11 protein-coding genes are annotated in these 12,043 nt (G+C 68.7%); 2 read left to right on the forward strand and 9 right to left on the reverse strand.

Annotation, left to right across the window (positions count from 1 at the left end; all coding sequences use genetic code 11):
* Positions 1–39 precede the first annotated feature (39 nt).
* Positions 40–774 carry a class I SAM-dependent methyltransferase gene (locus tag C4V41_RS41205; protein ID WP_103961463.1) on the forward strand — a complete coding sequence of 245 codons (735 nt, stop codon included), beginning with the start codon at positions 40–42 and terminating at the stop codon, positions 772–774.
* Positions 775–811: 37 nt separating this feature from the next.
* Here the strand turns inward: C4V41_RS41205 and C4V41_RS41210 are convergent, their stop codons facing one another.
* From C4V41_RS41210 to C4V41_RS41230, 5 genes are all read right to left on the reverse strand, one after another.
* Positions 812–1,699: a carbohydrate ABC transporter permease gene (locus tag C4V41_RS41210; RefSeq protein WP_235030703.1), complete on the reverse strand. Its 888-nt coding sequence runs from the start codon at positions 1,697–1,699 to the stop codon at positions 812–814.
* The gene (locus C4V41_RS41215; protein WP_103961464.1) at positions 1,699–2,598 is read right to left on the reverse strand and encodes a carbohydrate ABC transporter permease; all 900 of its coding nucleotides are present in this window, start codon (positions 2,596–2,598) and stop codon (positions 1,699–1,701) included. Before C4V41_RS41215 ends, C4V41_RS41210 begins: the two co-directional genes overlap by 1 nt.
* A 63-nt stretch (positions 2,599–2,661) precedes the next feature.
* Positions 2,662–3,927 (reverse strand): extracellular solute-binding protein, encoded by a 1,266-nt coding sequence (locus tag C4V41_RS41220; RefSeq protein WP_103961465.1) that lies wholly within the window; start codon positions 3,925–3,927, stop codon positions 2,662–2,664.
* Between the two features lie 210 nt (positions 3,928–4,137).
* Entirely contained in the window at positions 4,138–6,009 is a 1,872-nt protein-coding gene (locus C4V41_RS41225; protein WP_103961703.1) for an acyl-CoA dehydrogenase family protein, read from the reverse strand.
* A 67-nt stretch (positions 6,010–6,076) separates the two neighbouring features.
* A complete protein-coding gene (locus tag C4V41_RS41230; RefSeq protein WP_103961466.1) occupies positions 6,077–7,300 on the reverse strand; it encodes an APC family permease in 1,224 nt (407 codons plus the stop codon).
* 81 nt (positions 7,301–7,381) lie between these two features.
* Here C4V41_RS41230 and C4V41_RS41235 point away from each other — a divergent pair, with 81 nt between their 5' ends.
* Positions 7,382–7,837, forward strand: a complete 456-nt coding sequence (locus C4V41_RS41235; protein WP_103961467.1) for an Lrp/AsnC family transcriptional regulator — start codon at positions 7,382–7,384, stop codon at positions 7,835–7,837.
* A gap of 347 nt (positions 7,838–8,184) precedes the next feature.
* Here C4V41_RS41235 and C4V41_RS41240 read toward each other — a convergent pair whose 3' ends face one another.
* The 4 genes from C4V41_RS41240 to C4V41_RS41255 form a co-directional block, all read right to left on the reverse strand.
* Entirely contained in the window at positions 8,185–9,330 is a 1,146-nt protein-coding gene (locus tag C4V41_RS41240; RefSeq protein ID WP_103961468.1) for an acetyl-CoA C-acetyltransferase, read from the reverse strand.
* A gap of 79 nt (positions 9,331–9,409) precedes the next feature.
* Positions 9,410–10,060, reverse strand: a complete 651-nt coding sequence (locus C4V41_RS41245; protein WP_146103970.1) for a hypothetical protein — start codon at positions 10,058–10,060, stop codon at positions 9,410–9,412.
* A 31-nt stretch (positions 10,061–10,091) separates the two neighbouring features.
* Positions 10,092–10,850 (reverse strand): class F sortase, encoded by a 759-nt coding sequence (locus C4V41_RS41250; protein WP_103961470.1) that lies wholly within the window; start codon positions 10,848–10,850, stop codon positions 10,092–10,094.
* Positions 10,851–10,855: 5 nt separating this feature from the next.
* Positions 10,856–12,034, reverse strand: coding sequence for a hypothetical protein (locus tag C4V41_RS41255; RefSeq protein WP_146103971.1), 1,179 nt, complete (start codon positions 12,032–12,034; stop codon positions 10,856–10,858).
* Positions 12,035–12,043 lie beyond the last annotated feature (9 nt).

The raw sequence follows: 12,043 nt of genomic DNA on the forward strand, positions 1-12,043 counted from the left end.
AGACTCGGGCAATCCATGAACCCTTGAAGGAACGGGATTATGTCTGGGTATGACCGTGTAGTCCAACCGGCGGCCGGTGACGAGGCCCTGGAGAACCACCTAGGTGGGGACGAGGCCAAGAACTATCGGCAGTACGAGTTCGACATGGTCGCCCCGCATGTCGGCCGGTCGATGCTGGAGATCGGTTCCGGGCTCGGCCACTTCGCCGAACAGTTCATGCCGCGACTCGACCGCCTCGTTGTCAGCGACTTCGACCCCTACTGCGTCGAGCAGCTCGACAAGCGCTTCGCCGACCGCGACGACATCAGCGTCCTGCAGTTCGGCCTGCCGACCGACATCCCGCTCGAGGACAAGGTCGACACCGTCGTCATGATGAACGTCCTGGAGCACATCGAGGACGACGCCGGGGCCCTGCGCTCGCTGGCGGCCGTCACGCAGCCCGGCGGCCGGATCATCATCTGGGTGCCCGGCTACATGCAGCTCTACGGAGACTTCGACCGCAAGGTCGGCCACGTCCAGCGCTACACGCCCAAGACGCTGCGCGCCACGGTCGCCAAGGCCGGGCTCGACATCGACGTGCTCAAGCCGATCAACTTCCTCGGCGGCATCGCGTGGTGGCTGGCCGTGCGCCGGGGCGGCGTGGGCTACCCTGACCCGCGGCTGGTCAAGATCTACGACCGCACGGTCGTACCGACGACCAGGTTCATCGAGCGTTTCGTGCGCGCGCCGTTCGGCCAGACGGTGTTCTGCGTGGCCAGGGTGCCCCAGAAGTGAGTAGCGCGCCGGGCCGCCACCATGGCGGCCCGGCGGCCTACTTGATGGAGCCGGCGGTCAGGCCGCCGACCACCTTCCGCTCGATCAGGGCGAAGAGAATGATCACCGGGATGGTGGCGATCACGGAACCGGCGAACAGGTTCTGCCAGTCCACCTGGTACTGCCCGATGAACGAGTTGAGCGCCACCGGGAGCGGCTGGTTCTCGGTCGTCGTGGTCAGCGTCAGCGCGACCACGAACTCGTTCCACGCGGCGATGAAGGTGAAGATCAGCGCGGTGATGACGCCGGGCATGGCCAGCGGCAGCGTGATCCGGAACAGCGCGCCGAAGCGCCCGTTCCCGTCGATGAAGGCGGCCTCCTCCAGCTCGCGCGGGATCGAGGAGAAGTAGGCGTTCAGGATCCACACCGCGAACGCCAGGTTGAACCCGCCGTTGACCAGGATCAGCGCCCAGATCGAGTCCACCAGCCCGAACATGAAGAACTCGCGGTAGATGCCGACCACCATGGCCGTGGGCTGGAACATCTGGGTGATCAGCACCAGGATCAGGAACGCGGTGCGCCCCCTGAACTGGTGCCGCGCCGAGTAGTACGCCGCGGGCAGCGCGACCAGCAGCACGAGCACCGTCGAGCCCGCCGCCACCTTGATCGTCACCCACAGGTTCCCGGCCAGGCCGCTGCCCCAGAAGTCGGTCAGGTTCGACCACACCCACTCCTGCGGCCAGAACGACACGTCGCGCAGCGAGTCCTGGGAGCGCAGCGAGGTGAGCAGCATCACCACGTACGGGAACAGGAAGAGGAACGAGATCAGGTACGCGCTGGCCGCGACCACGACCGTCTTGATCTTGGGCAGGGCGCGCGACGGCGGCCTGCCCGCGCGGGCGTGGTGGTGGGGCCTGGCCCGCGGCGGCACCGTCTTGACGGCCATCACGCGACCTCCTTGTTCCACCGGGACACTCTGAGGAAGATCACGGTCAGCACGATCACCATGCCGAAGTTGACGACGGACATGGCGGCCGATTCACCGATGTCGGAGCCCTTGAGGATGTACATGAGGATCGTCGAGGTGGCCGTCGAGTAGCCCGGCTGGCCGTGGGTCATCGCCCAGATGATGGGGAAGCTGTTGAAGACGTTCATGACGTTGATCAGGGCGGCCACGGTGAGCGCGGGGCGCAGCAGCGGCAGCGTGATCGACCAGTACGTCCGCAGTCGCCCGGCCCCGTCCATCTTGGCGGCCTCGTACACGTCGGCGGGGATGGTCGCGAGGCCGGCCAGCAGCGCGTACGTGGTGAACGGCACCGACACGAACACCGCGACGAACACCAGCCACGGCATGGCGGTGGCGGCGTCGCCGAGCTGGTCGGCGGCGGCCCCGCCCATCGCGTCGATCAGCCCGAGCTTCAACCGGATCTGGTTGATCACGCCGACCTCGGGGTCGAGCATCCACTTGAAGATGATCGCCGTCATGAGGACGGACGCGGCCCACGGCGCGATCAGCGCCCACCGGGCCACCTTGCGCAGCGGGAAGCGCTGGTTGAAGAGCTGGGCGAGGGCGAGCGAGATCAGCACGGTGAGCACGACGACCGCGATCACCCAGATCACGCTGCGGAGCATGATGTCGGCGAAGTCCTTCTCGGCGAACAGCTTCTCGAAGTTCGCGAACCCGTTGTAACCGCGCTCCACGCCCAGCCGGCTGATCTCCAGGAACGACGACCTGATCATCTCGACCACGGGCCAGAGCACGACCAGCACGATCAGCACCACGGCGGGCCCGACCCAGGCGAGAGGCTCAAGGGCGCGCAGGCCCCGCCTTTGCACGCTTTTCATCAGACACCTTTCCAGGACGGTACGGCCGGCACCCGGGTGCCGGCCGTACGGGCCCCCGATGGATCAGCCGGCCGCTTCGGCGGTCTTCTGCAGCTCACCGAGGACCTTGGCCGGGTCGTCCTTGACGGCCCCGCCGATGGTCTGCTTGATGGCGGGGTTCACCTCGGCCCACTTCGGGTCCTGGAACGGGTAGAAGCTGGCGTTGGGCAGCGCGTCGAGGAACGGCTTGAGCTTCTCGTCGCTCGACAGCTTCTGGATGCCGCCGTTGGTGACGGGCAGCAGCTTGTAGGTGTCGGAGATCTTCTGCGCGGCGCTGCCGGTGTAGAAGAAGTCGAAGAACTTCTTGATCTCGGCGGCGTGGCCGTTCTTGTTGAACGCCATGATCCAGTCCATGACGCCGAGCGTGGTGTCGAGCGGGCCGGCCTTGCCGGGGATCGGCACGACGCCGTAGTTCTTCAGGCCGGCCGCGTCGAAGATCGGGATCGACATGGGGCCGCCGTTGACCATGCCGACCTTGCCCGCGCCGAAGTCCTCCCAGACCGTCTTACGGTCCTTGGTGCCCGGGTTCGGGGTGGTCAGGCCGGCGTCGACCAGGCCCTTCATGTACGTGAACGTCTCGACGTTCTGCGGCGAGTTGATCGCCCACTTGCCGGCCGCGTCCTTGTAGGTGCCGCCGTTGCCCAGCATCCACAGGAACGACTCGGCTTGGGCCTCCTCCTGGCCGAGCGGCAGGCCGAACGGCTGCGTCACGCCGGCCTTCTTGAGCTTCTCGGCGGCGGCCTTGAGCTCGTCCCACGATTTCGGCGGCTCGGCGATGCCGGCCTTCTCGAACAGGTCCTTGTTGTAGAACAGCGCGCGGGCGGAGGAGACGAACGGGATGCCGTACGCGGTCCCGTCGACCTTCCCGAAGTCGGCGAACTTCTGCAGCATGTCGCCGGAGACGTTCGGGGACAGGACCTCGTCCACCTTGTAGAGCAGCTTGTCCGCGACGAAGCCGGAGTAGTCGCCGGTCTGCAGGATGTCGGGCACCTGGCCGTTCTGGACCATGGTGGCGACCTGCTTGTCAATGTCGTTCCAGTTGATGACCTGGACCTTGACCTTGATGTTCGGGTTGGCCGCCTGGAACTCGTCCACGACGCCCTTCCAGAACGTCTCTCCCGAGTTCGGCTTGCCGGGGCCGTCGCCGTAGTCGGCGGCGACCATGTTCAGGGTGACCGCGCCGCCTTCGGACGCCTGGGTGCCGCCACCGCCGCCAGAACCGCCGGAGCCACAACTGGACAGGACCAGCATCGTGGCCAGGCCGAGAGCGGCGCCGCTCACAAGCTTCATGTTCACTGGAGATACCGCCTTCGCGTCGGGCGGGTGAAGCTGGTCCGTACCAGCCAACGGACCCCGCCCTGGGGGATTGAGGCACGCGAGCCAAGGCTCGCCTGTGTTTGCGCCAGCGTAAGCCCGAGTTAAGCAGCCGGTCTATACCGGCTCGTCTCGGTTTTGCAACACTCGACCCCAATTGAGCGCACAACCGGTCTAGACCGGATGTCAGAGTATTTTTCTCCGCACGCTCTCCCCGCCCTCCGGCGTGCCGATCCACGGCCCCTCGATGGACGGGTCGAGGATGCCCTCCTCGACGAAGGCGTACCGGCCTTCCAGCACGTACGCGGCCAGTCGCACGTCACTGCCGTCGCTGTTGTCCCAGAGGCGGTCGAACAGCGCGTCCACGCGCCGCCTCGCCTGCTGGCAGAAGGAGTCCGCCAGCTCGAACGGCCGACGTCCCAGGTCCTTGGAGTCCTCCTCGGCCTTGACGCAGACGGCGGTCATCGCGAACAGCTCCGCCCCGATGTCGACGATCCGGCCCAGGAACGACTGCTTGTGCTCCAGCCTGCCCTGCCACCGTGACATGCCGTAGAAGGTGGACCGGGCCAGCTTCCTGCTGGTCCGCTCCACGAACCGCAGGTGCGCGGCCAGCGGCCCGAAGTCGGCGTACGCGGTCGGCAGGTTCCCGGTCCCGGCCACCAGCGTGGGCAGCCACCGGGCGTAGAAGCGGCTGGCCCGGCGCAGCGCCTGCGTGCGCTCCTGACGGCTGGCCTCGGGGTTGATCAGCTCGCCGGCGGCCGACAGGTGCGCGTCCACCGCCTCCCTGGTGATCATCAGGCGCATGATCTCGGAGGAGCCCTCGAAGATGCGGTTGATGCGGGAGTCGCGCAGCATCTGCTCGGCGGGCACGCCGCGCTCGCCCCTGGCGGCCAGCGACTCGGCGGTCTCGTAGCCGCGCCCGCCCCTGACCTGGACCAGTTCGTCGAGCGCCTGGTACGACAGCTCGGAGGCGAACAGCTTGGCCAGCGCCGCCTCGATCCTGATGTCGTTGCGCTGGTCGTCGGCCAGCCGGCCGGTCAGCTCGCAGACGGCCTCGATCGCGTACGCGGTGGCCGCGATGAAGGCGATCTTCGTGGCCACGGCCTCGTGCTTGCCGACCTTGCGGCCCCACTGCACGCGCTCGTTGCCCCACTCCCGGGCGATCTTGACGGCCCACTTGGCGTTGCCCGCGCAGGTGGCCGGCAGGGACAGGCGGCCGGTGTTCAGCGTGGTGAGCGCGATCCGCAGCCCCTGGCCCTCCTTGCCGATGAGGTTGCGGGCGGGCACTCTGACCTGGGAGAACTCGGTGACGCCGTTCTCGATGCCGCGCAGGCCCATGAACGTGTTGCGCCGCTTGACCGTGATGCCGGGCGTGTCGGCCTCGACCACGAACGCGCTGATCTTCTTGCCGGTCCTGGCCATGACGACCAGCAGGTCGGCGACGACGCCGTTGGTCGTCCACAGCTTGACGCCGTCGAGCACGTACTCGTCGCCGTCGCGGACCGCCGTGGTGCCCAGCCGCGCGGGGTCGGAGCCGACGTCGGGCTCGGTCAGCAGGAACGCCGAGATCTCGCCCACCGCGCATCTGGGCAGGAACTCGCGCTTCTGCTCCTCGGTGCCGAACAGCTTGATCGGCTGCGGCACACCGATCGACTGGTGCGCCGACAGGAGGGTGGCCAGGGCCGGGCAGTACGAGCCGACGAGGATGAGAGCGCGGCAGTAATACAGGTAGGGCAGCCCGAGGCCGCCGTACTCCTGGCTGATCGTGATGCCGAACGCCCCGAGCCCCGCCAGGCCCTTGACCACGTCGTCGGGCACCTGCGCGGTGCGCTCGATGAGGGCGGGATCGACGTGCGCGTCGAGATAGCGCCGCAGCGCCCTGACGAAGTCCTCCCCGCGCTTGGTCGCCTCGTCGGACAGAGCGGGCGCCGGATGCACCAGATCCAGCCGGAAGTCGCCCAGGAACAGTTGCTTGGCGAAGCTGGGCCGCGTCCATTCCTGCTCGCGGGCCTGCTCGCCGACCTCCCTGGACTCCGCGTACTTGGCGTGCTCGGTCATCAGCACCTCCGAACGTTGCGCCGTCCTGTGCTTGGAGTACTGCCCGCCTGACGGCGCCCTGCGCCGTTTATAGCCCGATTTTGTATGAACGGCGAGCATGGACCTTCAGCACGGCCAGTGCCACGAGAGCGAGCGCGGCGGGCACCACCAGGTAAACGCCGCAGAACGCCAGCGCGACGACCGACATGCCGGTCCCCACGACGGCCGTGATCCGGTGGCGCCCGGCCGGCAACATCCGCACCGCCGCCGCCACCCCCGCCACGGTGACCGCCGCCAGGCACGCGGAGGTCGCCCGCATCAACACGTCCAGATCAACCGCCCAGATCAGCACAGGCACGCTGAAAACGGCCTGCAATCCCAGGCTCCGGTACGGCGTCTCACCCGGCGCCCCGCCCCTGGCGAACCAGCCCGGCAGCGCGCCGTCCCTGGCCAGGGCCGCCCCCAGCCGCGCCGCCCCGGCCAGGTAGGTGTTGACCGCGCCGAACGTCAGCAGCACCGCCACCACCCCGGTGACCGGCCGCGCCGCCGAGCCGAGGCCGATCTCCAGCATGGCGGTGAGCGGCACGCCGGTCATGTCCGCGCCGAGCACGCCGACGGAGGTGACGGAGACGCCGACGTACAGGAGCGCGACCACGACGAGGGTCACCACGGTGGCCCTGATCAGGCCGCGCCGGTCGGCGAACTCGGCCGACAGGTGGCTGGCGGCCTCCCAGCCGACGAACGCGAACATGAGCACCCCGGCCGCCGCCACCACGCCGCCCGCGCCGTACGGGGCGAAGGGGGTGAAGTTGGCGGCGTCGGCGTGCGGGGCGGCGGTGATCACGGCGGTGGCCAGGAGTGCGACGAGCAGGGCGACGAGGCCGATCTGCAGCCGTCCCGAGGTGCGCAGGCCCGCCGCGTTGGCGCCGAACGCGGCCAGCAGGATCAGGCAGGCGGCCAGGGTGCCGTCCACGCCCAGGCAGGCTTCGACGTACCGGCCGCCGACCAGCGCCCCCGCAACGGTGCCGAGGGGGACCGCGCCGTAGAACCACCATCCGGCCACGGCGGAGGCGTGCCTGCCGAACGCGAGCCCGACGAAGCCGGCCACGCCCCCGCCGTCGGGGTACCGGGCCCCGAGCGCGGCGAAGGTCAGCGCGACGGGCACGCTCAATGCGAGCAGCCCCGCCCAGGCGAGCACGGAGGCCGGCCCCGCCGCGGCGGCGGCCAGATGGGGCAGCACCAGCATCCCCGGCCCCAGCACCGCGCCCACCAGCAACGCCGTTCCCTGTCCAGCACCCATTCGTCCAGTCATGGGGCCGAACTTACTTCCCCTATTCGGACATAGGGGTCTGCTGGCGAACGTATGACCGGAATGCCATGCCAACCTGTGGTCATGGACGAACTTGATTCGGCGATCGTACGGTTGCTCCAAACGGATGCGCGGCAGTCCAACAGGGAGCTGGCCCGTCAGCTCGGCATCGCGCCCTCGACCTGTCTGGAGCGGGTCAGGGCGCTGACCCGCAGGGGCGTGATCCGCGGCTATCACGCCGACATCGATCCGGCCGCGCTCAACCGCTCCGTGCAGGCCATGATCTCGGTCCAGGTACGGCCGCTCAGCCGGGCGGTGATCAACGCGTTCAAGTCGTCGGCCGCCGAGATGCCCGAGGTGCTCAGCGTGTTCGTCCTGGCCGGCGGGGACGACTTCCTGCTGCACGTGGGTGTGCGCGACCTCGACCACCTGCACGCGTTCCTGCTCGACCGGTTGAGCAAACGCAAGGAGATCGTCGGGTTCCGCACGTCGGTGGTGTTCCAGCAGGTGCACAAAACGGTCCCGGACCGGCTGCCGTAAATTCGGTTGCACGGAGTCCCACGAACCTCATACCTTCATGGACATGCGCCTTTACCAGTAATTCGCCCAGTCAGCCCCCGTTCCCCAGACGCGGCAACTGAGCTTGTCGACCGGCCTTCGTTTCGAGCCGCGTCGTGAGTTACGTAAAGGAGCTTCCTTATGCGAGTTCGCTCAGGCAGGAAAAACCCCCCGCAACTGCCCGTGGTGCGGCCGATGCCCAAAATGCCGCAGCGCCCGATCGCGCCGCCCCGGCGCATCCCGCCCAAGGGCCGCTAGACAACTACCAGGATGGTAGTTAGCGAGCGCCGCCTCCCCCGTTACGCCTGGGAGGCGGCGCTCCACCCTTTTCAGAGCCGTTCGATGATGGTGACGTTGGCCTGGCCGCCGCCCTCGCACATCGTCTGCAGGCCATAGCGGCCGCCGGTGCGCTCCAGCTCGTGCAGCAGCTTGGTCATCAGGATCGCGCCCGTGCCGCCGAGCGGGTGACCGAGCGCGATGGCGCCGCCGTTGGGGTTGACCCGGGCGGGGTCGGCGTCGAGCTCCTTCATCCAGGCCAGCGGCACCGGGGCGAACGCCTCGTTGATCTCGACCACGTCGATGTCGCCGATCGACATGCCGGCCTTCTTCAGCGCCCGCTGCGTGGCGGGGATCGGGGCGGTCAGCATGTAGACCGGGTCGTCGCCCATGAGCGCGAGCTGGTGGATCCGGGCGCGCGGGGTCAGCCCGTGCTCGCGCACGGCCTGCTCGGAGGCGATGAGCACCGCGCCGGAGCCGTCGGAGATCTGCGAGGAGGTCGCGGCGGTGATCTGCCCGCCCTCCTTCAGGGTCTTCAGCCCGGCCATCTTCTCCAGCGTCGTGTCGGCCCGGGGGCCCTCGTCGTCCTCGACGCCGTTGATGGGCTCGATCTGGTCCTTGAAGTGACCGTTGGCGATGGCCTTGGCGGCCCGCTGGTGGGACTCGAACGCGAACTGCTCCAGCACCTCGCGCGTGTAGCCCCACTTCTCGCACATCAGCTCCGCGCCGCGGAACTGGGAGATCTCCTGCTTGCCGTAGCGCTCGACCCACTTGTCGCCGAACGGGAACGGCATGCCCTTCTCCAGCGCGGCCGTGATGGACGAGCCCATGGGCACGACGCTCATGGACTCGACGCCGGCCGCCACGACCAGGTCCTGGGTGCCCGACAGGACGCCCTGCGCGGCGAAGTGGATCGACTGCTGCGACGAGCCGCACTGCCGGTCGATCGTGACGCCGGCGGTGGTCTCGGGCAGGCCCGCCGACAACCAGGCGTTCCTCGCAATGTCCATGCTCTGGGGGCCGAACTGCATGACGCACCCCATGATGACGTCCTCGACCGCCGCCGGGTCGACGCCGGTGCGGTCGATCAGCGCCTTCAGCGTGTGAGCGGCCAGGTCAGTGGGGTGGACGGTGGAAAGGCCGCCCTTCTTCTTGCCGACCGGGGTGCGGACCGCCCCGACGATGTACGCCTCTGCCACAGTGCCTCCTGGAAACCGAGCATTATTCGGTTACTAGGGGCAGAGTACAACAGAATGACGTTCGGGGCTGTGCCCGCCTTCAGGCCGGCGGAACGAGGTCCTCCGCCGCGTCGACCCGGAACCGCCACCGGTCCACCACGAGGCCGTTGAGCGCCTCGGACAGCTCCAGGGCGAGCGCGCCGAGCTTGGCCGGCTCGTCGCCGCGCAGCTCGATCGCGGTCAGCTCGGTGGCGAAGGGCAGCAGTTCCTGTACGGCCGGAGGCTGGCCCTTCTGCGGCACCAGCACGGCCTTGATGTCGCCGGAGACGAAGGTGAAGTCGTCTTCGTGCTCCTCCAGCAGCGGCGCCAGCTCCTCGGCCGTGGGGCGTACCGGCAGAATCACCGCCGGGCCGCTCTCGGCCTCGTCGGCCGGATCGCTCACCTCGCCCCGGCACACCGACAGCCCCTTGAGCCGGAAGGCCAGCCCCTCGGCCAGAAAACGGTCGAAGTAGTCCAGTGGCAGCGGCCCCTCGGCGGTCACCCGCACCGCCCACACCTTCTCCAGTTCGCCACCGGTCAACTCCGGGTCGGCCTCGACCGGGGCGCACACGCGCACGTCGGTGGCCACGATGTCGTCGCCGTCCTTGTGGGCGCTCGGGTCGGCCAGCCGGATGATCCGTAGCAGTTCGTCCGGGTCTGGTTTGGCCGGAAGGGCCGCCGTGGGGCCAGTCCGCAGTCTCCGCTTCGCCATCCAGCCCATGCCAGCCTCCGCGCTCAGCTTCTCAGCTTCGATAAGAGCTCGTCATCGTCGCGTAGACGATGACGTTGTCCGTGTAATGCCCGGTGATGCGGTTGTAGATGCCACCGCAGGTGATGAGGTGGAGCTGGGCGTTCTCCCGGCCCCCGTACACGCGCTCGGTCGGGAACGTCTTCTTGTTGGCCTGCTCCACGCCGCCGACGGTGAAGACCGCGGTGGTCTTGTCCTGGCGCTGGACCTCGATGGTGTCGCCGTTCTTGAGCTGCGGCAGCTTGCTGAACACCGCCGGGCTCGTCCTGGTGTCCTTGTGCCCGAGCACCACGGCGGGGCCGGCCTCACCCGGGGTGGACATGTTCCGGTACCACCCGGCCAGGTTGGCGTTGTTCGACGGAGGCACCTCGATCGAGCCGTCCTTGGCCAGGCCGACGGACTTGATCGGCGCGTTGATGCCCAGGCGCTTGATCACGAGCCGGACCGGCGTGGACGGCAGCATCGCCGGCGCCGGGACGATCTGCGGCAGCGGCGGCGGCACGTCCGGGCCCGCCTGGAACAGCGCCTGCTCGGGCTTGCCCGTGGGCTGCGACTGCAGGGCCAGGGCGTCCCTGTTGCTCTCCAGGCCGTACTCGGCGGGCGAGTTGAGCACGATCAGCATCCCGGCCACGACGGTCGCGACGCCGGCGAGGGCGGCCACGATCAGCACGGTCCTGAGAGCGGCGCTGCCCTTCTCCTCAGGAGGCGGCGGCGGAGTGGGCGCGGCGCCACCGTAGGGGTAGTAGCCCGACATTTCGCTCAGCCCTTGATCGAACGTCGCCGCATGACCAGCCCGCCCACGGCCGCGGCCGCGATCAGACCGGCGCCCGTCAGGATGAACAACCTGCCGTCCGGCCCCATCTCACCACCGGCACCGGTGTCCGCACCCGCCTTGGGGGTCTTGGACTTCTGCACCTTCGGCGTGACCGTCACCGTGGCGGTGCTGGTCCTGGTGGGGCGAGGGCTGGTGGTCGTGGGAGTGGGAGTGGGGGTCGGGGTGGGGGTCGTGCTGGCGTTACCGACCGTGAAGGTGTACGTCTTCAGCCCGGTCGTGCTGGTGGGCGCCACGCACTTGATCGCGGGCGAGGAGGCCGACGTCCCGAAGGCGATGTCGCCCGGGGTCAGCGTCACGGTGCCGGTGCTGGTGGGCTTGACCTTGATGGTGACGCTGGGGAGCGTCGCCAGGTCCGACCCGGCCGTGGCGCCGGTGAGCGTCGCCTCACCGGTCGCGGTGGCGGGCGCTCCGGCACCGCTCGCCTTGATGGTGGCGAAGATCTTGGAGCTGGCGGGGAAGTTCGTGGGCAGCGACAGTGGATCGCCGGTGGTCTGGATGGTGCCGGCCCACTTGACCTCGGCGTCGGCGTTGGCCGAGGCGGTGGTCGGGGGCGTCAGAACGACCTTGATGTCCACGTCGGCCGGGTAGTCGGTGTTGGTGGTGACGGTGGGAACGAGGTCACAGTCGTAGGTGATGATCTCGTTGTCGGTGCCACCACCGCCCGTACCGATCGGGACGCTCAGAGCCTCGGCGGTGGTAGGCGTGGTGCACGTTGTCGTGGTGGTCGCGCCAGTGGTCAGGCCCAGCTTCAGGTCGGCGGGCTTCAGGGTGACGTTGCCCGTCATGCCAGCGGTGACTGCGACCTTGTAGACGACGCTGCCAGCGGGGACGGCGGTCTGGTTGATCGTGACCGTCGCTCCCTCCTTTGCCGTGGTCGCGTCGTTCACGGTGGCATTCGTTGGCGTCAGGGCCAAGGTGGCGCTCACCTTGCCGGCCACCGTTGGCGATGCGGCCAGCGTCAGCGCCGGGATGCTCACCGTCAGATCGAAGGTCTGGCCAGCCGTCACCGTGTCGGGTGTGCTGAGGCTGACTGTGATCGGGGTGGCGGCGGTGAACGTGAACGGCCCACCAGTGGCACACGTGTAGCTGTATTGCTTGGTCACGGCCGCCAG

Source organism: Nonomuraea solani, assembly GCF_900108335.1.
GTDB lineage: Bacteria > Actinomycetota > Actinomycetes > Streptosporangiales > Streptosporangiaceae > Nonomuraea > Nonomuraea solani.